Genomic DNA, 25,303 nt, shown 5'->3' on the forward strand with positions numbered 1-25,303 from the left:
ATCAAATTCTAAATCTTGGTACGGTGAACCAATTTAACTGTGTCTTCAGTGGTATCTTCAGGGAAGTAAATTTGATACCACAAGATAAACGTATAGATCGTAAAAATCTTTTGCATATTGGACTTACCCTCGGCATGTTGCTTAAGTAGGAAATCCAACTGATCAACGTTAAAGAACTTTTTGGCTGTATCTGAATGGAATTCATGAACAATCCGTTCATGATATTTCGGATCATTAATCCAACTGGCAATTGGTGAAGGGAAACCTAATTTTTCCTTTAAAGCAGTCTTTTTAGGCATCTCTCGCTCAGCAGCCGTTCTCAACGCAATCTTAGTCTCTTCAGGTGTAATTCGAGTCTTAACCGGCATTGTAGAAGCAAACTCAGCAACCTTTTTATCAACCAAAGGTACTCGAACCTCTAATGAATTACACATACTCATTCGATCAGCTTTGTGTAAAATGTCGTATGGCAACCAGGTATTAATATCAAAGTACTGCATCTGTGTCATCTCATCCTTACCAGCGACATCATCAAAAATGTGCTTGGTATAAGAACCGGAATCAACATTAATTGAAGGATCTTTAAGCACTTTGCTGCGATCATCATAATTAAAGACGTAATTAACCCGGTAGTATCGTTCGCTCAAGGGCTGTGCCCCTCTAACCAAGAAACGTTTACCATGGAAACGAGGCAATTTACGGGCAACAGCAGCCAGTCCTTTTCTAACCGGTTTCGGTACATATTTTTGATAACGGTCAAAAGGAATCGATTCCAAATACGTATTGTAGCCACCAAAGAACTCATCGGCGCCTTCACCTGACAATGCAACTTTAACGTGTTTAGAAGTCTCTTTTGACAAATAATAAAGTTGAATTGCTGCTGGATTAGACAGTGGCTCATCCATGTAATACATCATGGTTGGCAGGAAATTAAAGTAATCATCGCCATCCATGTAAATCGGGGTGTTCTTTTGTTTAATTGTCTTGGCAAATTCTGTCGACCATGCCAATTCACTATATTTAGAATGATGGAACCCAATTGAAAACGATTGAATTGGCTTAAGCTTTGCTGCTTCATTTAATACATAACTTGAATCAATACCGCTTGATAAGAAGCTACCGACTTCAACATCCGCAATCATGTGGGCCTTAACCGAATCATCAACAATCTTTTGAATTTTATCAGCATCGCCTTCAATTGTTTGACTGTTATCAATATGATCATAATTGAATTTATAGTAACGATGTGTTTCGGTCTTGCCATCTTTATGAAGGAAATATTGACCGGGGAGCAATTTATAAACGTTCTTAAACATCGTTTCTCTTGAAGGAATAAACTCAAAGCTCAAATGGATTGGCAAGAGGCGTAAATTGAGTTCCTTTTTAAAATTCGGATGCTCGAGAAAAGCTTTTATTTCAGATCCCCAAAGGAATGTGTCTCCATCGTCATAGTAATAAAGGGGTTTAATGCCAAAATGATCTCTTGCACCAAATACTTCATTATTTTTTTTATCATAAATAACGAACGCGAACATTCCTCTTAATTTATCAAGAAGTGCTGGTCCCCATTCTTCATACCCATAAACTAAAACTTCAGAATCAACATCGGTCTTGAATTCGTATCCAAGATCACGAAGTTCTTCTCGAATTTCTTTGTAATTGTATATTTCACCATTAAAAGTTAGTACCTTTGTCTGGTCAGCATTGAACATCGGCTGACGGCCGTGGGCTAAATCAATGATGGAAAGTCGTCGAAATCCCATTGATACGTTTTCGTCTGCAAAATAAGCCTCGTCATCCGGACCACGATGCTTAATTCTGTCTGCCATGTCATTAATTGTACCTTCAGGAACATCTTTTTGGTTAACATAACCAACAAATCCACACATAATCAATTCCCCTTTTGTTGTAAATCTAACTTTGTTAGCCTTAAATACCGAACATAACGGTTTTTATTTTATCAGATAACGGCCACAGCTACCAGTAGTATAATGTTTTCTTAAAAAACCGGCGTCACAATGCAAACAAACCGGCTTTGAATTTCATTTTACCACCAATATAAGTTATACTGGTTTTAAGAGTATGAAAAAGCATTGAAGGGAGCGGTACCTATGGATGAAATAGTATTCTTTAACCCGGGGGACTCAATTGGTAATTTTCATGACCATAATGAAGCTGTGAAAACTGCACAAATTTATAAACAAAAACAAGAAGCTGACAAAAAAGTGTTGGTTGTTCATGGAACGAACAATCAATCATTTGATATTTTCCTTGCTGATGACGCGATAACGCACAGTAATGAAACCAGTACAGATTCCAAATCAAATGAAAAACCGTATCGTGTTTCTGATAAACTTTAATCATTCGTTTAAAATCCTTTTGTTTTTAAATAAAGAGCATCTATCAAACATTTTTCATTCAAATGTTTGATAGATGCTCTTTATTTAAAACATTCAATAATCCGCTCTTAAATGAACCGCATTGTCAATCTGACTAGTCTTTAGTGTTAACAACCAATACTTTGGTCGTTGCATTTCTGACAACATAAGCAGTCGTTGAACCAATTAGTAATCGATTTAAAGCGTCCACCCCAGACTTACCAATCACAATCAAGTCTATCCCATGTTGATCGGGATAAATATGCGCAATAATGTTTTTGGGATTACCAATATCTGCCGATGTTTCATATGAGACTCCCTGCTCATCAACATATTTTTTAGCATCGTTTAATATCTTATCAGCCATCTTCTTCTGGTCATCATACATGCTGGGTGGCATCCCCGCCGCACCTGCACCATAATAAAAGTTTGTATTATTAATAACTGTTAACAAACTCAGCTTTGAATCAAACTTTTTTGCCAAACTAATTGCTTCTTCGAGTGCCTGCTTCGAGTTACGACTACCATCAAGTGGTACAAGAATGTGTTCATACATCGTGTCTCATCCTTTCTGTGTAAGCGTAATCAACGTCTCTACAATTATTATAATGCTGTTTTTATTAAATAAAAGCAATTAGTAGGGCTTAAATTATACAATTAATCACAATAGAAGGTGATTACAACGATTCTTCATTTTTCTAGAAAAATGGCATTGTTAATCATTAAGAAGTCTTTAAATATGACTAAAGAATTAAAAATAAATACAATAACATGATATTCTAGCAAACAATTGTCGCTAAAGTGAGACATCAATATTTAGAAAAACTTTTTTAAATGGCAATAGATTATTAGTTAAAAGCAATTTACGAAGGAGGAGAATACAACATGCGTTTCGATACTTCAAAATATCCAGAAGGGGAAAAAGCCCTTAATCCCAATCATGTCAAAAAGATCAAACTATTAGGCAAAATAGCAACCTTCACCTGCATTTCGATGTATGTTTCTTATATCCCAGAAATCATAGCTAACTTTTCTGGTCATCCGGTTTCTCCGATTCAGCCGCTTGTAGCCATGGTAAATGCCATTTTATGGGTCGGATATGGTTGGTTTAAAACTTATAAAGATTGGCCAGTCATTATATCTAACGTCCCCGGCGTCATTTTCGGAATGATAACAGTACTGACAGTTTACATTCATTGATAAGCATGATGGAGTGGTTGTGACAAACCTAAATTTTGTCCAACCGCTCTTTTTATGTTTTCTAGTGTTAATTAAAAAAGGAATCTCGCTAAACGTTGGTTTAACGGGATCCTCTTTTAAAAAAATCTTCAATACGTTATCAATATGCCCCAAGCAGGATTCGAACCTGTACTTGATTACTCAAACAGCGACCTGAACGCTGCGCGTCTGCCAGTTCCGCCATTGGGGCAACAAAACAACATATCTTATTTTACACTAAAAGTTGTAACTTGAAAAGATATTTTGACGTTTTGATCGAAATACCAAAAATCGGCTTGCATTAGGATCTCTCTTCATCAAAAGATATCCAATAACTGCCATTAACAGTGCCCCAACTACATCGGAAATCAAATCAGTCATTGTATCCATAAGTGCTGCTCTACCAATCAGCATCCGACCTGCAGCTTCATACCGCTGGAGATTCAATCCGGCAAGGCCATCTGCTGTAAACTCATAAAATTCCCAAAAGACACCACATGTAACGCCAAATGTAAATGAAAACAGACTCATCAAAAATGGCATATCCCAGGCATTCCTTTTTGATCGAGAAATACCCTGAAAAATAGCATATCCTAAACCAGCCAGCATAATTGCAGATAAGATATGTTCATATTTGTCCCAATATTGAACACCATAGAATTGCAAACCCGACCCTAGAAAGATAGACATGTATAGGAAAATGTAAAAGAAAATTAATTCCACTTGTGGAAAATAAAAATGGCCAACCCATTCAATGAAGAAGGGTAACATTGCAATTATAATGCCAATGCCAACCTCAATTAGCAGCAGTGATTGGTTTGAAAACTTTGGCTGACCTTTAAAAAGCCAGTACCCATAATAACCTAAATATCCAATCATAGAAATAACGCTAATAACACAAAGCCATGTGCTGAATCTAATTTTGCTCATTTGCATTATGTAAAAATCCCCCTTGACCAAGTTAGATAATCGACTACAATTTAATCGTTGTTAAAATAAATGCCTTGCTTTTAAAACAAAATAATTTACAATGTTATTATACACTACGTGAACGGAGTTGAACCAAATGCCAGAAACACAACCAATCAGACTTGACACCCAGTTATGTTTTCAGATCTATACTGCCAATAAAAAATTCAATAAGTTTTACCAAGACGCCTTAAAACCTTTCAACTTAACCTACCCACAGTACATTGCTTTGTTAACCCTTTGGGAAAACGCACCAATGTCCGTTAAGAAGATCGGTAAACATCTTCATCTGGATAGTGGCACTTTAACACCTTTGTTAAAACGACTTGAAAGTCATGGATGGATCACTCGGACTAGAAGCCCTCAAGATGAAAGAACGGTTATTATTCAATTAACCGATAAGGCACTGGAGCAACGAGATACTGTCTATGATCGTGTTAACAGTTGTCAAGATTTACTGCAACTGTCCAATGAACAAATTGAAGATTGTACAACTGCCCTAACAATGCTGGATGAACATCTTGATTCATACAACAATGCAGACAAATAATTAAGTTTAATATTTTTACCAATAAAAACGTTTCGAATCGGTTCATTCCTACTACTAGCAGGGACTGCCATTCGAAGCGTTTTTTAGTTATTTTGCTATTTACAAACAATGCCTAATGTATATACCATCCCACTGGTCCAGGATTTAAATTGATATTAATTTGTTTTGTTTCTTGATACTCTAGAAGACCATCTTCACCCAGTTCACGCCCAATACCACTCATTTTATAGCCACCCCAAGGAGCTTCGTTAAATGTTGGGTTGTAACAATTTATCCATGTAATGCCTGCACGGATTTCCTTAATCACTCGAAGTGCCTTGGCACCATCTTTTGTGAAAACGGCTCCTGCAAGTCCATATTGCGTATCATTTGCTAATTTAATGGCTTCTTGTTCGTTTCGAAAAGTCTGAATTGTCACGACTGGGCCAAAAATTTCTTCTTTAACAATCTTCATACTTGAAGTGCAATCGTCAAAAATAGTCGGCGCAATAAAGTTCCCAAGATCATAGGGTGTATTGGTTAGTTGATAACCGCCACAAACCAATTTAGCGCCTTCATCCTTTCCAATTTGAATATATTCCAAAACCCGCCTCATTTGATGCCTGGAAACAAGCGGACCCATGTCGGGATTATCAAGCCCATTACCGATCGTTAGCGCCTCAGCACGTTCTTTTAGTTTTAAAACAAATTTATTTTTCAAGCTTTCTTCAATAATAATTCTTGATCCCGCTGAACAAATCTCGCCTTGATTTAAAAAGATACCCAACATCGCCCATTCAATTGCGCCTTCAAAATCAGCATCACTAAAAATAATGTTAGGAGACTTACCACCAAGTTCCAAACCAATCTTTTTAACGTTATCAGCGGCTGATCGCATGATTGACCGTCCAACAGTTGTACTACCTGTAAACGTGATCATGTCAACATCTTGACTACGTGCCAGTTCAGCACCAACTCTTTCACCAGTGCCAATCACCAAATTTGCAGTGCCTGCAGGAAGACCAACTTCGTCGAAAATGTCAAATAATCTAACAGTAGAAAGAGGTGTTATTTCGCTTGGCTTGAAAACGACACTGTTTCCTGCCGCTAAAGCTGGTGCCAACTTCCAAACACCCATTAACAAGGGATAATTCCAGGGAACAATCTGGGCACAAACGCCAACCGGTTCATGAACCATATATGAATGCATTTTACCAAAACCGTCATTCACACCATAACTACCACCACTTGGCGCCTTAATTAAGCCTGCGTAATACAAGAAACAATGATAGGCATCGTCCACATCCCCTTGTGCTTCTCTTAGAGGCTTCCCATTATCAATGGTATCCAAATATGCCAACTCTTCGCGATTCTCATTAACCTTCTCAGCAATTTTATATATCATATCAGCCCGGGCTTGTGTATCTGAATCACGCCATTCACGTGTTTGATAAAAAGATTTCTTTGCCGCTGCAATCGCTTCTCGGGCATCACTAACGCTACTCTCAGCAACTTCGCCAATAAGATCACCGGTTGCCGGATTATATACTTGCCTTCTATCACCAAAATGAGCTGGTTGCCAACGTCCATCGATGTAATTACCCTTAAATTCCGTCTTCGTTGCAAAATTTTGCATCCATATCAGCCTACTTTCCAAATGATTAATTATGACACTGATAAAAATAGCCAATTGACGTTAGATAATCTAACATTAATTGGCTTTTATGCTATCATTTTTCAAAATTGTTAACAAGTCATTTCTCAAAAAGTTTTTGTGCCGCTTAAAAGGGAATGAAAAATAAAGGTGTAAAGAAAAAGCAAACTAGCGACTAATAAAATCAGCACCTAATTTCCCAACGTCATTAAACAACCGGATTGTGTTCATTCTACTTCTTGAGCCAAATGTTAATAACGCAATGGAAATCAACTTATTGCCATATACAAATTCTGCTACATCATGATCAATCTGATAACCTTCACCGGTTTTATTATAAACTTGAATGCCATTACCTGTCTCATCAAAATCACCGGGTAGCTTATATCGGAATTGTTGATTCAAAAACCAGGTCTTTGTCATTGGATGATTAGTAATGGCCATTTCTAACAGCCTTTGACTTTCGGCAGGTGTTGTATAGTTGTCTTTCCCACTTTCCAAAGCACTTGTATCCATCAAATACCTATTAAGACGGGTTTTATAAAATCCCATTTTAGACAAGTATTGATTAACATGCTCCATTCCAATATGGGCAATAACCAAATTAGTAGCTGAATTATCAGAAACACTGATCATCAAAGCCAGAAGATCTTTCAATTGGAATGTTCTTTCGGAAAGAAGCTGTAAAACACCGGCCCCGCCAACTAATTTATCCCTCCGTACATGAATTTCTTTATCCAAATCAAAATGACTATCCAATACATCATTTAAGATAGCCAGTTTAATCAAAGAAGCCGACCGAAATGCTTTATTTGCATTAACGGCCAGCCTTTGCTCATGATTAACTTTGATAATCAAACCAGTTGTTTCAGGAGCTTTTGAGACTAAATTTTGAATTAGCTGAAACTCATCTTTACTCATCGCCAATATCTCCGAAAGCCTGCAAATTCAGAAGCAAATTTGGGCTCAGTTAAGCTTGCAATATCAATCGTTTTTCCAGGTGTCCGTGATTCAATCATTTTACCTTCACCTATATACATGCCCACATGATGGACATAGCCACGCCCATGATCATAGCCGAAGAATACCAGGTCTCCCGGTAAAATAGCTTCTGGTGCAACCGGCATTCCGCCCTCACGTTGATCATCAGCATCTCTTGGAATATCAAATCCTAAGACCCGATGCATACTATAAACCAGTCCCGAGCAATCAAATCCGTAAGAACTGATGCCGCCCCAAAGATAACGCATGCCGAGAAATTGGCGAGCCATTTCAACCATTGTTTCACCGGAATTTTGACCCGCAACAGGTAAAATTGATGCTTGTTTATCAAGGTACGCCTTGCCTAAAGGTGTTGCAACTTCAAGATAATTACCATCGATGCCTATTTCAGGTAAAATTGTCCCTAAACTAATTTCTATCAACGGCTTTTTATTTGCATCATACAATTGTGCAGTCTTGACAGCAACTCGAACTGTCGACGTAACTGGCGGATAGGTAATTTGCTGGTCACTCAACAGCTTTGTTGGTACCCATCCAGGATATCCTCTTGAATCCGAGTCATCCTTCTGATTGCTGACAAAGACTTTTGCCCAATCGCCATCAAAATGATCAATAATCAATTCATCATTAAACAATGCCTGGGTCTCCAAAAGGTCATCGTCACTGAGCTTTACAGATTGCTCATTACTCATTTGAGCAACCCATTTCTTACCATCACCATTTAAGGCCGGTTCATCGACCGGACGCGGTGCACTTTTTGACTTCCAGATAGTTGCCACAGGTACTTTAACACGTCTTGTTTCCACCGTGACACCCCCATTCGTTTTTTATTATGATACCACGAATTTGACTTTCAATAAATAAGTTCGACTTCCTGGACCAATTGAGCCTGTTTTATCCAAATAGATAATCATAAGCAAATTAAAAAATTGGATCAAAAATAATTTCGACCCAACTTCCCATAAAAAAATCAATTATTTATCCGTATAGAAACACGCGAGTACAGCTAAATCATTCAATAGTTACATTAAATGAACAACTTTACCCTTTATATTTTGATATAAATTGATTCAAAATTTTTTGCCGTTAAAAACCAATTATTTTGACAGTTGTGCAAATCCAAGTCCAGCAAAATGCGGCAAGAAAATTTGATTAGCTTTATTGGATATACCACCCTTAACGGGATTGCTGGAAAACATCATTGACGCATCAAGATCCACGTATTTCACATTTTCTTTTGCAGCGGCTAAATGTGCAGCAGCCGTTACCGAAACAGATGACTCGATCATACTACCAACCATGCAGGGTATACCGGCTGTCTCGGCAAGCGTATTGATCTTCAAGGCATTATCGATGCCACCAGCCTTCATTAACTTTAAATTAATCAAATCGCAGCCGTTCATTGAAATCAAGCGTTGTGCATCCTGAACGGAAAAAATACTTTCATCTGCCATGATTAATGTTTGCGTATTCTGAGTGACGTAAGCCATCCCTTCAAAATCCGTAGCAGCAACCGGCTGTTCCACCAACTGAATATCCAAGCCCAGCTTCGCCATTTGATTAATTGCCGATACAGCCTGTTTATGATGCCATCCTTGATTCGCATCCAACCGAATATTGATCGATGGACCAACCGCTTTTCGAATGGCCGCAACTTTTTCAACATCTGAAGATTCCGAGTCACTGCCAACCTTAATTTTTAAAGTTGAAAAACCGGCATTCATTAATTCTTTAGCTTGCGCAATCATTTTGTCGGTTGTCCCGACACTGACTGTGTAATCGGTTTGAATTCTGTCGGTATGTCCTCCCAACAGTTGATACAAAGGAACCTGATAGTGCTGGGCAATTAAATCATTAACCGCAATGTTTAATGCAGCCTTTGGACTTGAGTTATGAACCATTGATTGGTCAATTGTGGCCTTAATATCTTCGGAATTTACTAAAGATTTTCCAATTAGTTTTGGTCCAATGATTTCATTAACTGCTTCTTTAATACTCGACACACTATCACCAGTGATAACAGGTGTCGGTGCAGCCTCTCCTAAGCCTATCAGGCCGCTACTGTCTTCCACCTTTACAATGAGTGTCCGAGCAGTTGTAACCGTCCTTAGAGCGGTTACAAACGGTCTTTTTAGAGGAACTGCCGCCTCACTGATCTCAATTTTTTTAATGACCGGTGCCACGAATAGCTGCCTCCTTACTTGATATAAGCATTCTTAAAATTATAGTTTGCGCCGGCCGTATTGTAAACGACATCCTTTACGCTTGATTTGATCATCCATTTTTCACCAGACTGATAAAGTGGGATTATAGCTTGATCATTCAATGCAAGGTTTTGGGCCTTGACCATATCATCCCAACGGGCTTGCGCATTACCACCATCATCATTATTACTTGCATCGATTAATTTATCATATTGCGCACTCTTCCAGCGCGAAATATTGCTTGGATTAGTCGACGTTAAAATATTCAGGAACGTAATTGGATCCGAAAAATCCGCAAACCAATTAGCAACCGTAGCTTGGAATTGATGATCCGCTTGTCGTGATAGGATGACACGTCCCGGAATATTATTTAATGTCACATGAAGTCCCGGCAATTTTTCAAGTGCACTTTGTAAATACTCACTTAATTGTTTTTGATCATAAGTATCAGAGTTTAACAACGTAAAGTGAAGTGACTTGAGACCTACCTCCTGCAAACCTTGTTTAAAGAGTTGCTTGGCTTTGGTTGGATTATATTTCATAGAAGCCGGAGCAGTGACGTCTTTCGTAAAATCAGTCCCATCTTTCGGTGATACTGCCAGTCCCTTAGACACGAAGCTATCATTACTGATGGCACCACCTGCAACAACTTTATCAGCTAACATTGGTCGATTAATAATCATTGACATGGCCTGACGAATTTTCAGGTTCTTGAAAGCTTTAATTTTTTGATTAAAAGCAATGTAATAATTAGAAGATTGCTGACGTGAAACAAGGTCCTTTTTATTATTCATTTGCTTAGATTGGGTTGCGGACAACTGAGCCATATCCAGCTTACCTTCGTTAAACAAGTTCAATCCGGTTGATGGATCCTTAACAACGCTGAACTTCACATTATCAAGTTTGACGTTTTTCTTATCCCAATAATGATTGTTTTTCTTTAGTGTCCAACTTAGGTTTGTTCCTGTCCATTTAGTTAAGGTAAACGGACCATTGTAAACCTGTGTCTTGGATGAAGTCCCGTATTTATTTCCATATTTATTAACCGTTTTCGAATCTTGTGGGAAAAAGACTGGAAAGCCCATTAACAATTTAAAGTATGGAATTCGTTGCTCCAATGTCACCGTCAGCTTATATTTTCCGTTAGCTTTAATGCCAAGTGACGAAACGGCAGCTTTTTTATCTTGAATTTTATCCGCGTTCTTAATGCCCGAAAATAGATAGCCATACTGCGAAGCCGTCTTAGGGTTAAGCGTTCTTCGCCACGAATAAACAAAGTCTTGGGCAGTGACAGGATCACCGTTACTCCACTTAGCATTTTTCCGAAGATTAAACGTATACGTCTTACCATCCTTTGAAACCGTAGAGGACGTTGCAATTCCAGGTTCGACCTTACTGTCTTTACCCAAACGGAATAACCCTTCATCAACGTTATTCAAAACGTTGAAAGTCCCAACAGCCGTTGTTTTGGAAGGATCAACCGTTGTCAATTCAGAATCAGTAGACGTTGTAATCGTCTTCTTTTGTTGACTGGAATTTTGACCACATCCAACAAGAATCAGTGAAATGCCAGCGACACTCGCTAACACCGATATGTTACGAGATATATGCATTATAAATCACTCCTCAAAATATGTGAGATTCTTAACGAACCTAACTTAAAGTCTAATTTAGCATAAATATTATAAAAAAACAGGCTTTTTTAATGAATTTTTCATCAAGCCTGGTTTTGTTACATATTTATTTAGTTAGTGAAACCGCCATCTTACGGGAATAGTAGATTGTCTCAAATTTTTCTTTGGCCATCCAATATTTTCCATCAATCGGATCACTCACATGAACCCGATTTTGATCAAAACCATCTAAAATGACCGCGTGATTATTCACAGGTACCAGCCCAAAAGGATATTTTTCCCATTTTGGCTGTTCGAAATGGACCGTTACGTATGTTAAAACAGGATGGCCCTTTTGAACCTCGTCAAATAACCAACTGGAATCAGCGCCGCTTAAATCCCTAAGTCTCCCATATTTTCGACCCCATTCAATCAAAGGACGGGTAAAGATCGCTTCAAACTTTCCAGACTGGTTTTTAAAGGGAGAGCCGCCAAAACCATGATAAGGATTGCCATCCTGACTGATTGGCATATCCAATAAAAATTTGCCATAACTAACTTCCACGGCTTCACGATTAAAATGAAACCCTTCTAACAAGCTGGCCGCTTCACAACCGTTAATTGCGCCCCACGATAGTTGGCTGATGTTTTCTACTCCAAGTAAAACGCGCTGAGTCATTTTGCCACCCCTAATTGTTTGAACATCATATCAAGCATTTCTGTAAATCGAGGCTGGCTTTCTTCTAGTTTTTTTGCTGCATCAATCAAGCTTAGGCGCAAGCGTCCCTTTCGGTCTACAACAGATTTTGCATGTACCAAGGAACTTAAAACGGACTCATCGACAGCAGCCGCCGTTGCCCTGAAAAATAAGTCAATTTTATTATCATTAAACCGAATCACTTTATCAAACTGGTTCTCAGAAAAATGTTCAACCAAATTGGTCGTCGAAAAAGCAAAAACAATTTCACCGCTACCGTTTCCAATAAAACCACCTGTTCTGTTAATACCGACAGTTGCCCGTTTGGCCATCCGCTTTAGTTGACGTGAATTTAGTGGTGCATCTGTTGCAAGAATGGTAATAATCGATCCCTTTTCTTCTTTTTCTTTATCGGCCGCAAGCATCTGTGCAAGTGGTTGTCCTACTGGGGCGCCATTCACAACGAAATCAGTTAAATAACCATAGTTTGTCATCACCAAAGCGCCAACCGTATATTGATGTTGGTCATCAATTTTAACAATTCTTGAAGATGACCCTATGCCACCTTTCAAGTCATAACACATCATACCCCGGCCTGCGCCAACGGCCCCCTCCTCAAATTGATCGGCTGCCGCGTCCAACGCACTATACACATCATCTTCACTCAAATACATTTTTCGAATATTTGATACATCACCATCATTGCATTCTGCCACAACCGGATTCACCGTACTAGTAGTATCACCGATTTCAATATTTTGAGTCAGCATCCGCTTTGTTAAAGCGTTAATTGCAGTTCCAACGCCAAATGTGTTTGTCAATACAATCGGTGTTTCAATTGTGCCCAGTTCATCAATTTGAACCAAACCAACACTTTTGCCAAAACCGTTAATCACATATGACGCCGCCGGAACTTTACTTCGAAACACATTACCTGTATGTGGCAATATGGCGGTAACTCCAGTGTGGACATCACCATCATTAATGGTAATCTGACCCACTTTTACACCGGAAACATCCGTTATTAAATTAAGTTTTCCCTTGATTCCTTGCGATACATCATTTAAAAGCGGCACTTGAAGTCCCATCTTAGTTGCCTCCCATTAGCTCAACGACTATTTAATACAATTTGCGCCAGCATCATGCCCATCGCAATCAAATTATTTAAAAAATGTAACCCGATTGGCACTTTTATGTTCTTAGTTCTAACGTACAAATACGCTAAGGTGCCGCCTAATATTGCGTATGTCAAGAAACTGATCACATTGAAATCTTCCATATGTGGAAAGGCAAATAAGACACCACTGACAATCACTGCAGCAACCCGGGTATTTGTTGTAAACATTGAACCGATTAAAAAACCGCGAAATACTAATTCCTCCAGAATCGGTGAACAAAAGACAGCCGTGAACCCCATCAAAATTAATGTCAGATGGTTCGTATTCATATATTGATAAATAATCTTGTTATTAGCTGTTGAACTTTGATGATAAATTGCCTGATTTAATAGCCCTAAGCCGATTTGTACAACAAAGAAGGACACGTAAGCAATAAAGATCATCGAAATATCTCGACTTGTTAATGACATTTTTTGAGGATGCGCATATTTTCGATAAAAATATCCAGCAACTGCAATTGCAAGGATGAACCCTAATATATATATCACTGCAATGATATTGTTAACCAGTTGTGAAAAATGCCCCATCATGATAAATGATAGTGGGAATTGCACGAATATCACAATAATCACTAATCCAACAAAGATACCGATACGTTCAAAATAATCTCCTGCTTTTAATCTTTTATTATCGTCCATTTAATCCTCCCAGATTTTTATGAATTAAATAGTTTATCTAATTTACTGAAATCAGCTGTTCCCAAACCCGTTGCCTGGTTATATCGTTTACCGGGCTGACCTGTATAATACAAGTTTGTGTTATTTGTCCGACTATCCAACACTGTAAAAGGAGAGTTGGATTGAGACGCAAAGCGATAAATTTGAGGGTTCCAAAAGCCAAGTCTACCAGCCGAATTATTTGACATTAAAACGCTTGCGGCTGCGATTTGTGGCGCTACGACACTGGTACCACCTGATATTTCCCATTCACCTGTCGCGGAAGAATCCTTTTTAGGCGTAATAAAGATAGAGTAACCCGTATTTGGATCGGCATTTGCTGACAAATCAGGTACATTGCGCCCCTGGCTCTTACCACTTATATTAACAGGCGTATCGAGCAGTTTTGCTTTACCATTTTTAAAAGACCACAGTCTAGTCGCATCATAGGTACCGATACCACTGAACCCTGATTGATATTTAGGCACTGCGTTATACTTACTAAACCCGCCACCTCCTCCTGCAAAGAAGGTTTCTACCCAATCTTCAAACCCCAAAAATTTTTGACTTTTATAATTAGGATATAGAAACTCAGACGCCCAAGCGCGTTCTTTTTCAATCTTTACCGTCTGCTTATTAACTGTATACGTCCGAGGCAACGTTGTCCCACCGACGGCGGTAACATACGGCGAATTGGCGGGTGTATCGACGCTAAGAGATGTATTACCGCCGGAAATCCCATCATACGCACCATTATCACCACTAGCCGCAAAAACACTAATGCCTTGGGCGGCAGCCTGCTCAAACAGCAGGTTCATAATTTGATTATATTTTGCAGGGGTAACTCCCTGCTTAATTTCATAAGCAACTTGAGCTTCACTTTGCCCCCAGCTGAGGGATAAAACGTCAACAACATTTTGTCCAACGGCGGCAGCAAGTGAATTCACCATTCCTGTGATATCCGATTTACCTATGTATGTTCGAATATTACTATCTGGTGCAATTGCCCCTGCCTGTTCAACGTCAATCGTTGTTTCGTTATACCCGTTCCATGACCCCTTATAGCCATTAGTCCGATAATTACTTAGCCGGCTTGATTTGACATCAATCCCCATGCCGTTCCAATACCGATAAGCATCACTTGGATGATAGTTGGCAAACGAAATAATGCCAATCGTCTTGCTCCGACCGGTTGACCCATTGTTATAAAGCTGCGAAATACCATAACGATTAACGAATTTTGAAGGAGAATAATGTTTTGCAATTTCTCCCTGGCTAAGAGTCGTTGCAGCCCTATTGTATAAAGACGACGGCCGAAATTCCCGTGAACTCTTTGAAACTGTCGAATAACTTGACAATCCCATAATCGCAAGTACTGATTTGGAAACTGATTTCGGTACAGTCGGCTTTTTAGTTGCTTTTTGATATCTGATCTTGTTTTTGGATACCATCACAAGTTTCACTTTAAAAGCTTTTTGAACATTTCTGGTCGATCCCTTAACAGCCATTACCAGATTCCCTCGGTATACTTCAGTCCTCAAATGATATTTTTTTAAGTATTGACGAAGTTTTTGAATATTTTTTGTTGATTGTCCAAACTTTGAAGCAAATTGACCGGAACTAACGAATTTTCGATAATTGGTACTCGTCGGATCAACCGACTGATACACAAACTGGTCTAATTTTTTTTGACTTTTAGGTTTCAATACAATGTCAATTAATTGTTGTTTAGAACCAGAAACATTTGTTGTTGAGGATTTTGCTGATACAGGAGTCCCATTAGTAACACCAATCAGTATGGTAAAGGCCAACACAAAAGTAACCATGGCTATTAATTTTTTCAGCGTTTGTTTTTGCATCTGTTTCTCCTTGATTCAGACAGTTTTAATTAATCTTTGGAAATATTGCCTGATTGTTGTTTGGCAGCTTCTTCTTCGGCTGCTTTTCTTTGATCCCTCGCACGAACAATCGAAATAACTAAAGGTGTAATGACCACATGCATTGCAATAATTGCACCGACCCATATCATGACAAATTCAAGCGACGACCATGTCATACCGCGGGTCAAATAAAAAGCCCCTGCTATGATTAAGACAATAAACACTAAAATAATGCTAATACTTTTTTTCATGTTCAAATTAAACATCCTCATTTATTAAATTGACCGTTTCCGTAGCCGTAGTTTGTACACGTGTTCTTGGTCAAGTATAATTGATGTAAATACAATAACACAAGCTTAACCTGGAGGTGAAGGAATTGTTGAAAGAATTTAAAGCGTTTATTTCTCGTGGAAACGTTATTGACTTAGCTGTTGGTGTCATTATTGGCGGTGCTTTTACTGCTATTGTGACGTCACTGACAACCAATTTAATCAATCCATTTATCGGCCTATTCTTGGGCCAAATCGATCTATCCAATCTAATGGTTAAAGTTGGAGGGGCTACTTTCAAATATGGTGCCTTTATTAATTCGATTATCAACTTTTTAATCATTGCTTTTGTTGTCTTCGTAATCATCAAAGTCATCAACCGAGTTATTAAAAAAGAACCAGCTAAAGTTGTTCCTGACAAGAAAGAGCTTCTTCTTGAAGAAATTAGAGACCTACTAAAGAATGAAAATCGAGAGATTAAATAAAAGCTTAGAGGCTTCCATGTGCAGGATTGAGCAAATCCGCAAATGACTTTGAAACGCCAATTTATTGCGCTTCAAGCCCCATTGTTCTAGAATTAAGTTATTAGAAAAGCTTTATACTGTCAAAAATTCGAGAAGAGGTTTTGTTATGAGAACGTTTGCTATTAGGGCCCGTGACGGGGTCATGGAATTAAATTATTCTGAGGATTCCAACAAGCCGCCCTTCAGAAAGTTCATGATCACATACAACCCCAAATTTTCAATTGGAGATAATCTTGAGAACATTAAAGTGGCGTTAACCGGATTACCGGTTGACGCTGCAATCATTGAAAATTCACTTAATTATGAATTTTCAGACACAATTATTGGTATCAATCATCAAAAAATTGATATTGGTTTAGCAATTGCTAACATGATGAATGTTCCGGTTGTGAATCTGAATAAAGTTAAGGAAGTTGGTTTGCAGAAAGCCGTTTCCGACAAGTCCAATTACTTAAAGTGGCATTTGGACTATTATGGTGAATATAGCGGTAAGCGTAACTACGGTCAAGAAGCCATGCTGACTATTGGAAACGGCTATTTTGGCTTGCGCGGCGCTTATGTCGAAGCAAATGCAGATCAAGACAATTATCCGGGTATGTACGTTGCCGGCGTTTATAACCAGCTCACAACCAAGATTAACGATCGTGATGTTGTCAATGAAGACCTAGTCAACCTGCCCAACTCGCAATTTATCAGTTTTGGTGTTGACCATCAACAACCGTTTAAAATCAAAAAAGAAGATATCCAAGACATCTACCGGAGTTTAAACTTAAAAACCGGTGTCCTGACGACAACACTTCATATTCAGTTATCTACTGGGCATATCCTGGAAGTTCGGGCAACAAAAGTTGCAAATATGACTAACTGGCATCGATATGCAATCAAATATGAATTAAAACCTATCAACTTTTCAGGAAGCCTACAAATATATTCGGAAATTGACGGCAGCGTGCTTAATGGTAATGTTGAAAGATATTCCGACTTTAATCAACATCACTTGGACATTATCGGCATGTCTGCTCATGACAACCAAATTTCAATGAGTGGCCAGACAAAGACTTCAAAAGTTGCCTTTGTCATCAATTCCAAACTTGACAGTCAAGATTTTGACACCACCAGTTCAATCAACACAGATACTGAAAATCAATTAATTCGGCAAACCTTAAGTTTGGACGTTGAACCAGAAAAAAGTTACGAATTTGAAAAGTGTGTTTCAATTTTTACTGGTAACGCCGATGATGATAAGCTTGAAAGTGCTGCTCAAAGTGAATTAAACGACTCATCTTTTAACGACACACTTAACGATAGTCAAAAATTCTGGAAAGACGTTTGGAATAAATCCGATATCAAGATCACTAATGATATTACCAGTCAAAAATTGACCCGGGTTAATATTTATCACATGTTGGTCACAAGTGCAGCGCTTGCTTCAGGTAAATTAGATGCCTCAGTTGGCGCCCGTGGTCTTCACGGAGAGGCCTATCGTGGCCATATTTTTTGGGATGTCACATTTGATTTACCGTTTTACGCAATCCACTACCCGGCCATCGCAAAACAGTGTATGCTTTATCGTTACAATAGAATTGACGAAGCAAGAAAATATGCAAAATCAGAGGGTAAAGATGGTGCCATGTATCCTTGGCAGTCAGGAATGTATGGGGATGAACAATCCCAATTTGTTCATTTAAATCCAGTTAGCGGTGAATGGGATCCGGACAACAGCAGATTGCAACGTCATGTTTCGATCTCTGTTGCTTATGATGTTCTTAAATACGTTCAAATTACCGGTGATCGTGATTTCATGGAAAAATATGGTTTGGAGATGCTCCTCTCAATTTGTAAATTCTGGGTAAGCATGGTTTCTTATGACAAAGACGCCGATCGCTACGATATTCATAATGTCATGGGACCGGATGAATTTCATGAAGAATATCCAAACGCTGACGAACAAGGTCTAACCAACAATGCGTATACGAATATTATGGTTTCATGGTTATTTGATAAAGTTGCAACTGTTGTGTCAAAACAAAAGGCAGACGTTTTAAAAGTTGCCAATAATAAATCAGGAACAGACAGTAATTTATTAACCCAGATGTCCGACATCGCTCACAAATTACGATTAGACATCAACGATGAGGGCATCATTGGTCAATTTTCCGGTTACTTCAATCTTTCCAAACTAAACTTTGATTCGTATCGTAAAAGGTATGGCGATATTTCACGAATTGACCGTTTGCTAAAGGGTGAAGGAAAGTCACCGGATTCTTACCAGGTCGCCAAACAGGCGGATACATTAATGGCTTATTATGAATTACCATTTTCTGAAGTTGAAGATGTTATTAATCGCTTGGGCTATAAGCTTCCCGCTAACTATTTCACAAGTAACCTAAGGTTTTACCTGGACAGAACTACCCATGGATCAACGCTCTCAAGAATCGTTTACTCCGTATTGGATGAAATGGACGGTAATATGGATCAATCGTGGCAGCTGTTTTCAACGGCATTATTTTCAGATTACTACGACATTCAAGGCGGTACAACTGCCGAGGGCATTCACCTTGGCGTAATGGGAGCGACACTTCAAATTGAAACCGGATGTTACGGTGGCGTTCGCTTTGATACCGATGAAGTTTCAGTTAATCCCCACTTACCACAAAATTGGAAGAAGATCTCGTTTAAGCAAGCCTACCAAGGAATTAAGTATCAATTTGAAATTACACATCACGAAATCACTGTTACGGCTGATGCGGAAACTCACATTAAAGTCGCAGAAAAAGATTATTCCCTAACAAAAAACAAAGCAACAACAATTTCTTATAAATAGTTTTGAGGAGTGAATTTTAATGGCAAAATTTTCTGATATTAAAGGATTTGTATTTGATTTAGATGGTGTTATCACAGATACATCAGTCTTTCATAGTCAAGCTTGGCATCAAGTTGCTGATAAAGTCGGTGCCCCATGGTCAAAAGAACTGGAAGATGGCCTTAAAGGAATCAGTCGAATGGATTCGTTGGAAATGATTTTAAAGGCTGGTAACTTGTCTGATCAGTATACAGAAGATCAAAAAGTTGCTTTGGCAACCGAAAAAAATACAAACTACTTGAAGTTGGTTGATCAGATGACGCCCGACAACATTCTTCCAGGTATCAAAGGCTTTTTAGATGATATCCAAAGCCATGGTTATCTCTTATCACTAGCTTCTGCTTCCAAAAATGCTCCAAAAGTTCTCGAAAAATTACAGTTAACAACTTACTTCCCTAAAATCGTTGACCCTAAAACCTTGTCAAAAGGTAAACCCGATCCTGAAATTTATCTAAAGGGTGCAGAATTAATTAATTTGAAGCCTGAGCAATGCATCGGTGTTGAAGATGCTGCTGCGGGTGTTGAATCAATTAACGCTGCCGGAGAAACCTCAATTGGTATCGGCGATAAGCAGATTCTAAAAGATGCCGACATCAATTTTGAAGATACAGGTGAAATGACTTTAACCAATATTCAAAAACAAATGGCATAGTTAACAACTATTTTAAATCACCTATCATAATTGTTTGATGTAAAAAAGATAAGGACTGAGACAAAAGTAATTTTGTCCAGTCCTTTTTAATTTCATCACGACTATTACCGATATTACCGAGAAAAAACGGGCAAAAAGGGCAACTTCCTGCTATGCAATCGGAAGTTAACCGCCTTTTGGCCTACTCTCTATTTTCCGTATGAACCAATCTATAGAAGGAAACAAAAACTAATCATTTCTATACGTTATTTAATCAACCCATAATGTCTTAGGCCATTCACGATACCGTGGTTAATATTAGACGTGGTCACAAACGAGGCCTTTGCCTTAACATCTGGATGACCATTTCCCATTGCAACCGGATAATCAACTTCTTCAAACATTTGAAGATCATTTAATTGATCCCCAAAAGCATATGACGGAATATCCGCCAAATTAGCTTTCGATAACATCGCCTGAATCCCGGTTTGTTTAGAAACACCCCACTTCATTGTATCCAGACAGCGTGGATTATTTCGAACCAAAGATAATTTCCCTTTAAATTGATCTTGGTAAAGTTTATCTTTATCATAATTAAAAACATTCAAGAAATTAACTTCATGCGATTTATAAAACGTCGGCTCAACGTGAGGCGTCAATCTCAATAATCGATAATTAACCTTGGTTAAATCGTTTTCAGCAGTCAAAGCAAATCCTTCATTGTTATAGAATGAAATGACGTCACCCTGCTTTTTAGCAAAAGCCAGAATTTCTTCAATAACTTCATCACTAATTTCTTCAGCTTTTAATTTTTTTCCTTCATACTGAACATAACTGCCATTCGCACTAACTAAAGAATTAATACCGGTCTCGTCAATCACATATTGAATCTCGAAAATGTTTCGTCCAGTTGAAATGATTGGTAAAATATTATTTTCACGTAATTCATTAACTGCCGATATGTTTTCTTTAGAAACGTTTTTCTCATTATCAAAAAAAGTGCCATCGAGGTCAAAAAATACAACCGCTTTATACATTAGGTTCCCTCCATTCGATTCTTTAACCTTATTGTACTACTTATTTAAATCCCCTCAGTGAAAAGGAGCCCGAAAATTTCCAACTTATATATATTGTGGTGATACAATCTGTGGTACACTATATATCGTAATTTTATTAAAAGAGGGGCTATCATGGTGATAATAACAGCAGGAATGATCGGCGTTGGCAAAACAACGTTAACAGGAAAAATTGCAGCACATTTAGGAACGAAAGCTTTTTTTGAGCCAGTTGGTGACAACCCTGTCCTACCGCTCTACTATTCAAACCCAAAGCAGTATGGTTTTCTACTTCAGATTTATTTTTTAAATAAACGTTTCTCAATGATTAAGAAGGCCCTGAGTGATGATAATAACGTCTTAGACCGTTCTATTTACGAAGACGCTCTCTTTACCCGAGAAAATAATGCGGACGGTAATATCAGCGATACAGAGCTCTCAGTTTACCTTAAACTTTTGGATAATATGATGACTGAATTAAACCAGCTTCCCAAGAAGGCCCCAGACCTATTAGTTTATGCAGATAGTGATTTTGATACCATCAAATACCGTATCAAAAAACGGGGACGTGATTATGAACAGTTCGATAATAATCCAGGCCTGGAAAATTATTATTACAAAATGTGGAAAGCCTATCAAAAATGGTTTGATGACTATTCCGTTAGTCCTAAAATCAAGATCGATCTCCAACAGCATGATCTATCCTACCAAAAAAACATTGATTTTGTCCTTGGCATGATCGATGATGAGTTGGCAAAAATTCGTCAACCTCAAAGAGAAGCCATGTAAGCTTTAAATTAGGCTGATCCTATGCCTGACTGATCGGATAAGTCGTCAAATCAATGAACTTAATACACAAAACAAACGAGGTGAGACAAAAATCAATTTGTCCCACCTCGTTTTTGTAATCACAACCATTATCTATTAAACAGCTTATCGGAATTCAACTATCCCTACTACCCAGGTCTTTGTCTTAGAATCTGATCGAACTTACACTTATTTTATTCTCAGCTTAATATAACCGGCTGACTGCCCCACTGGTTTTTCATACCAAAGTTCCCGTTTGGAAATTAAATAATCAATTCGATGGCGATACCACCAATCCGGTACGCCACTTGGCCCATCCCCAATCGCCTGACCAATCACCTGCAAAATATTTGTAAAAACTGTTGGACTCACGTGCGAAAGAAGAAAACGATCGTAAAAGTTAATCGGCTGACTCATTAAATGACCATTAATCATAATTCTAAGAGGCGTATTATCCTTGCGAAGATCTCGCCAAAGATAACTATGCGAAATGCGGGCATCCCTTCCCAAAGATTGTTCATAATCAAAAAGATGATATTTATTTAAATCATCAATGACCAATTCTCCAAGATTATTAAGCTCATATAAAAAGCGAGAGTGACTAAAGGTTAGCGGCACATGAACAGATGAAATCTGATTACCGATATCCTTCAAATAATCACACAACCAGGCAAAGCCACAACTATCATCCGGCAAATCCGTCCACCAGATCCGAAGAGATTTTTGTTCAAAAACAACTTTATCCAGTTCTTTTAACCCCAAAAGAATCGACTGATACCATTCATCAGTATTGTCACGTCCTTCATGGGTATTTCGAATTTTCAATAACGTTTTCCGAGTTTCTAGCAGGTTGACTTGGGCAATATCCCCGAGTCCTAGTAATAACGGTAATACAATGACCTGTCGATCAATGCGATGAGTCATGTAATAGCGTTTTAAAGTCCTGGCAAAACTGTCATTGAACACAATATCAACCACACTAATCCCTCATTTTTCCAAATTTTTGGTACATCACTCGAAAATGACAACTCTGAAAATTATAAACGTTCCCGATACATAATTGCAAATTAAATCGCATTAAAAACAACGTGATTGCTATAAGAACCGTCTTGAATTAAATCCTAGGCAATAATAACATCAAAAAATCCCGCAAGACCAGCAGATGTTTGCAACGACTGACTTTACGAGACCTTTATTGTTTTATAGATATCCAAAGCTCAGACTTAACACATTAATCATGATCACCTTTTTTGGGCCGATGCACAATAAATACATCGCAAGGTGCGTGAGCAATGACGAACGCAGCGGTAGATCCTAGCGTGAGCCGAGTAAAAAAGTTCACACCCGTAGCGCCAATTACGATTGCATCAATTTTTTTATCAGCGACAATTTCAGTTGCCAACTCAGTTTTGGGATCACCAAAAGTTACAAACGCTTCAACATTCGTCAAGCCTGCATCCTTTGCCTGTTTAGCATAGCCATTAACCAGTTTCTCAAAATTATCTTTCAGGCTTTCAATTGTTGAAGGATCAATGTTGCCAAACCCAATTGAGGCCGATTTTGAGACACCAATAAAATCGCGATTATTGATAACTGCGACAATAAACAGTTTTGCCGAATTACGATGTGCGACTGCAATTGCTTTTTTAACCGCTTTTACGGCTGTCTTTGAACCATCAACCCCAACAAGGATATTATGATAATTAAATTCCAACATCGTAAGCCCTCCAATCAATTACTATTTTGCCGTCAATTCATAAATTGATTGTCCATATATTGCCATTGCTTTTAATAAATCATTAATCGGTTGAAATTCGTTGGCTTGATGCATTGTATCCTGCGTGCCTGGGAACAATGCCCCGAAAGCAACACCGCGTTTCATCATCCTAGCATACGTACCACCGCCAACTACTTCCGGTTTTGCATCTGCATCACCGGTTTGTTGCGAATAGACACGAAGTAACGTTTTAACAATTGGATCACTCGGATCAACGTAGTGCGGTACCATATGGCCGACCTCTTTAACCCGGCCTGCTAGTTTATCCGCTACTTTTAACAGATACTGAAGAATTTTGGTATCATCAGTCCCCTTAGGATAACGAAAGTTTGTATTAACCAAGCCGCCTTTTCTAAAATCAAATTTCATAATACCAACATTCATCGTTAAGTCTCCCATGACGTCATCGACGTAATCTGCCCCGATCTTATGGGCCCGTGTATCATCATGTAAATAGTCCGCAATAAACGAAAGAAAGTTTTTGGCATCTTTTTCGAAATTAAACTGATTTAAAAAGGCTGCCAGGTACGTACCAGCATTAACACCATTTTCCGGTGCCATAGCATGAGCCTGTTTTCCAATCAAGTGAACGGCAATCCCATCACCCGTTGCTTTAATATCACCGGATAATGGATTCTTATCCAAAAAATCGGTAAATGCATCGACAAACTTTTCATTATCATCAGTTTCAACTAAAGCAGTAGCGTTTCCAGGCACCATATTTAGTCGCAAACCCGAGTCAAATTCTTTTAGCGTATACTCAGAACCATTCGAGCTGCCAAAAGTCGTTTCATACGTTGCATTTCCTTTTTCACCATTGATTAATGGAAATTCAGCGTCTGGTGAAAATCCAAGTGTTGGTTGAGGTTCAACATCGAAATAATGTTTCATCCCAGTCCAATCACTTTCCTCATCGGTGCCAATGATTAACCGAATCTTCATGTTAGGAACAATCCCATTGTCCTTTAAAATCCGTAAACCATAGTAGGCAGCCAAACCTGGACCCTTGTCATCCGAAGTCCCACGGCCATAAAGATTACCATCTTTTTCGGTCATAACAAATGGATCAGTTTCCCAGCCATCGCCAGCTGGCATAACATCTGCATGCGATTGCATCGCAAAAGTTTCTTCACCGGCACCATATTCAATGTAACCGACAATATTATCCAAATTTTTAGTAACAAAGCCATCCCGCTTACCAAATGATAAAAATTTTAGGAGTGCTTTTGTCGGACCTTCTCCCAATGGGTACTCATCCGTTTTATGGTCATCATCACGCACACTTGGAATGCTGATTAGTTCCCTTAGATCTTGTAAATATTGATCACGATACTTTTTAGCTTGTTCTTGCCAATCGATTGTCATTAATTCTCACTCCTGTCATCTTATGTGACTATTT

General features: G+C 38.5%; 24 protein-coding genes and 1 tRNA gene. 7 read left to right on the top strand and 18 right to left on the bottom strand.

Going from position 1 to position 25,303, the window contains the following annotated elements:
- Positions 1 to 8 precede the first annotated feature (8 nt).
- On the bottom strand, positions 9 to 1,889 hold the full coding sequence (gene asnB, locus GQR93_RS08700; RefSeq protein ID WP_003554404.1) for an asparagine synthase (glutamine-hydrolyzing): 1,881 nt from the start codon (positions 1,887 to 1,889) through the stop codon (positions 9 to 11).
- 222 nt (positions 1,890 to 2,111) lie between these two features.
- Between asnB and GQR93_RS08705 the strand changes: the two genes are divergently transcribed.
- A complete protein-coding gene (locus GQR93_RS08705; RefSeq protein ID WP_003554405.1) occupies positions 2,112 to 2,360 on the top strand; it encodes a hypothetical protein in 249 nt (82 codons plus the stop codon).
- Positions 2,361 to 2,493: 133 nt separating this feature from the next.
- Here the strand turns inward: GQR93_RS08705 and GQR93_RS08710 are convergent, their stop codons facing one another.
- Positions 2,494 to 2,934 carry a universal stress protein gene (locus GQR93_RS08710; protein ID WP_003554406.1) on the bottom strand — a complete coding sequence of 147 codons (441 nt, stop codon included), beginning with the start codon at positions 2,932 to 2,934 and terminating at the stop codon, positions 2,494 to 2,496.
- A 329-nt stretch (positions 2,935 to 3,263) separates the two neighbouring features.
- Between GQR93_RS08710 and GQR93_RS08715 the strand changes: the two genes are divergently transcribed.
- Positions 3,264 to 3,578 (top strand): SemiSWEET family transporter, encoded by a 315-nt coding sequence (locus tag GQR93_RS08715; protein ID WP_003554407.1) that lies wholly within the window; start codon positions 3,264 to 3,266, stop codon positions 3,576 to 3,578.
- A 145-nt stretch (positions 3,579 to 3,723) separates the two neighbouring features.
- Here the strand turns inward: GQR93_RS08715 and GQR93_RS08720 are convergent.
- Both GQR93_RS08720 and GQR93_RS08725 read right to left on the bottom strand, forming a co-directional pair.
- A tRNA-Leu gene (locus tag GQR93_RS08720) sits at positions 3,724 to 3,807 on the bottom strand.
- 26 nt (positions 3,808 to 3,833) lie between these two features.
- Positions 3,834 to 4,532 carry a hypothetical protein gene (locus GQR93_RS08725; protein WP_003554408.1) on the bottom strand — a complete coding sequence of 233 codons (699 nt, stop codon included), beginning with the start codon at positions 4,530 to 4,532 and terminating at the stop codon, positions 3,834 to 3,836.
- 130 nt (positions 4,533 to 4,662) lie between these two features.
- Here GQR93_RS08725 and GQR93_RS08730 point away from each other — a divergent pair, with 130 nt between their 5' ends.
- Positions 4,663 to 5,115, top strand: a complete 453-nt coding sequence (locus tag GQR93_RS08730) for a MarR family winged helix-turn-helix transcriptional regulator (protein ID WP_003554409.1) — start codon at positions 4,663 to 4,665, stop codon at positions 5,113 to 5,115.
- 112 nt (positions 5,116 to 5,227) lie between these two features.
- Here the strand turns inward: GQR93_RS08730 and GQR93_RS08735 are convergent, their stop codons facing one another.
- The 10 genes from GQR93_RS08735 to GQR93_RS08780 form a co-directional block, all read right to left on the bottom strand.
- Positions 5,228 to 6,730 carry an aldehyde dehydrogenase family protein gene (locus tag GQR93_RS08735; protein WP_003554410.1) on the bottom strand — a complete coding sequence of 501 codons (1,503 nt, stop codon included), beginning with the start codon at positions 6,728 to 6,730 and terminating at the stop codon, positions 5,228 to 5,230.
- A 186-nt stretch (positions 6,731 to 6,916) separates the two neighbouring features.
- Positions 6,917 to 7,669 (bottom strand): serine hydrolase, encoded by a 753-nt coding sequence (locus GQR93_RS08740; protein ID WP_003554411.1) that lies wholly within the window; start codon positions 7,667 to 7,669, stop codon positions 6,917 to 6,919.
- Positions 7,666 to 8,556, bottom strand: coding sequence for a C40 family peptidase (locus tag GQR93_RS08745; protein WP_003554412.1), 891 nt, complete (start codon positions 8,554 to 8,556; stop codon positions 7,666 to 7,668). The genes GQR93_RS08740 and GQR93_RS08745 overlap by 4 nt, the downstream gene beginning before the upstream one ends.
- A 291-nt stretch (positions 8,557 to 8,847) precedes the next feature.
- Positions 8,848 to 9,933 (bottom strand): dipeptide epimerase, encoded by a 1,086-nt coding sequence (locus tag GQR93_RS08750; protein WP_003554413.1) that lies wholly within the window; start codon positions 9,931 to 9,933, stop codon positions 8,848 to 8,850.
- Positions 9,934 to 9,947: 14 nt separating this feature from the next.
- Positions 9,948 to 11,567: a peptide ABC transporter substrate-binding protein gene (locus tag GQR93_RS08755; RefSeq protein ID WP_003554414.1), complete on the bottom strand. Its 1,620-nt coding sequence runs from the start codon at positions 11,565 to 11,567 to the stop codon at positions 9,948 to 9,950.
- 127 nt (positions 11,568 to 11,694) lie between these two features.
- On the bottom strand, positions 11,695 to 12,246 hold the full coding sequence (locus GQR93_RS08760) for a C39 family peptidase (protein ID WP_003554415.1): 552 nt from the start codon (positions 12,244 to 12,246) through the stop codon (positions 11,695 to 11,697).
- Positions 12,243 to 13,352, bottom strand: coding sequence for a DmpA family aminopeptidase (locus tag GQR93_RS08765; protein ID WP_003554416.1), 1,110 nt, complete (start codon positions 13,350 to 13,352; stop codon positions 12,243 to 12,245). Before GQR93_RS08765 ends, GQR93_RS08760 begins: the two co-directional genes overlap by 4 nt.
- Before the next feature lie 20 nt (positions 13,353 to 13,372).
- Positions 13,373 to 14,080: a CPBP family intramembrane glutamic endopeptidase gene (locus GQR93_RS08770; protein ID WP_003554418.1), complete on the bottom strand. Its 708-nt coding sequence runs from the start codon at positions 14,078 to 14,080 to the stop codon at positions 13,373 to 13,375.
- A 17-nt stretch (positions 14,081 to 14,097) separates the two neighbouring features.
- Complete coding sequence (locus GQR93_RS08775; protein ID WP_003554419.1) at positions 14,098 to 15,957, bottom strand: S53 family peptidase; 1,860 nt, start codon at positions 15,955 to 15,957, stop codon at positions 14,098 to 14,100.
- A gap of 29 nt (positions 15,958 to 15,986) precedes the next feature.
- Complete coding sequence (locus tag GQR93_RS08780) at positions 15,987 to 16,229, bottom strand: hypothetical protein (protein ID WP_225430296.1); 243 nt, start codon at positions 16,227 to 16,229, stop codon at positions 15,987 to 15,989.
- A 125-nt stretch (positions 16,230 to 16,354) separates the two neighbouring features.
- Here GQR93_RS08780 and mscL point away from each other — a divergent pair, with 125 nt between their 5' ends.
- The 3 genes from mscL (at position 16,355) to pgmB (ending at position 20,286) form a co-directional block, all read left to right on the top strand.
- A complete protein-coding gene (mscL, locus tag GQR93_RS08785) occupies positions 16,355 to 16,732 on the top strand; it encodes a large-conductance mechanosensitive channel protein MscL (protein ID WP_035444790.1) in 378 nt (125 codons plus the stop codon).
- A 145-nt stretch (positions 16,733 to 16,877) separates the two neighbouring features.
- The gene (locus tag GQR93_RS08790) at positions 16,878 to 19,595 is read left to right on the top strand and encodes a glycoside hydrolase family 65 protein (RefSeq protein ID WP_003554425.1); all 2,718 of its coding nucleotides are present in this window, start codon (positions 16,878 to 16,880) and stop codon (positions 19,593 to 19,595) included.
- A 19-nt stretch (positions 19,596 to 19,614) separates the two neighbouring features.
- Positions 19,615 to 20,286, top strand: coding sequence for a beta-phosphoglucomutase (pgmB, locus tag GQR93_RS08795; protein WP_003554427.1), 672 nt, complete (start codon positions 19,615 to 19,617; stop codon positions 20,284 to 20,286).
- Between the two features lie 245 nt (positions 20,287 to 20,531).
- Here pgmB and GQR93_RS08800 read toward each other — a convergent pair whose 3' ends face one another.
- Positions 20,532 to 21,302 (bottom strand): Cof-type HAD-IIB family hydrolase, encoded by a 771-nt coding sequence (locus GQR93_RS08800; RefSeq protein WP_003554429.1) that lies wholly within the window; start codon positions 21,300 to 21,302, stop codon positions 20,532 to 20,534.
- 153 nt (positions 21,303 to 21,455) lie between these two features.
- On the opposite strand from GQR93_RS08800, the gene GQR93_RS08805 reads away from it, so the two are divergent.
- The gene (locus GQR93_RS08805; RefSeq protein WP_003554431.1) at positions 21,456 to 22,109 is read left to right on the top strand and encodes a deoxynucleoside kinase; all 654 of its coding nucleotides are present in this window, start codon (positions 21,456 to 21,458) and stop codon (positions 22,107 to 22,109) included.
- A gap of 207 nt (positions 22,110 to 22,316) precedes the next feature.
- On the opposite strand, the gene GQR93_RS08810 is transcribed toward GQR93_RS08805, so the two are convergent.
- The 3 genes from GQR93_RS08810 to pepV form a co-directional block, all read right to left on the bottom strand.
- The gene (locus GQR93_RS08810) at positions 22,317 to 23,105 is read right to left on the bottom strand and encodes a DUF3658 domain-containing protein (protein WP_223801740.1); all 789 of its coding nucleotides are present in this window, start codon (positions 23,103 to 23,105) and stop codon (positions 22,317 to 22,319) included.
- Between the two features lie 253 nt (positions 23,106 to 23,358).
- The gene (locus tag GQR93_RS08815; RefSeq protein ID WP_003554434.1) at positions 23,359 to 23,844 is read right to left on the bottom strand and encodes a universal stress protein; all 486 of its coding nucleotides are present in this window, start codon (positions 23,842 to 23,844) and stop codon (positions 23,359 to 23,361) included.
- Positions 23,845 to 23,865: 21 nt separating this feature from the next.
- The gene (gene pepV / locus GQR93_RS08820; protein WP_003554436.1) at positions 23,866 to 25,269 is read right to left on the bottom strand and encodes a dipeptidase PepV; all 1,404 of its coding nucleotides are present in this window, start codon (positions 25,267 to 25,269) and stop codon (positions 23,866 to 23,868) included.
- Between the last annotated feature and the right edge of the window lie 34 nt (positions 25,270 to 25,303).

The sequence above is a fragment of the Lentilactobacillus hilgardii genome (genome assembly GCF_009832765.1).
Taxonomy (GTDB): Bacteria; Bacillota; Bacilli; order Lactobacillales; family Lactobacillaceae; genus Lentilactobacillus; species Lentilactobacillus hilgardii.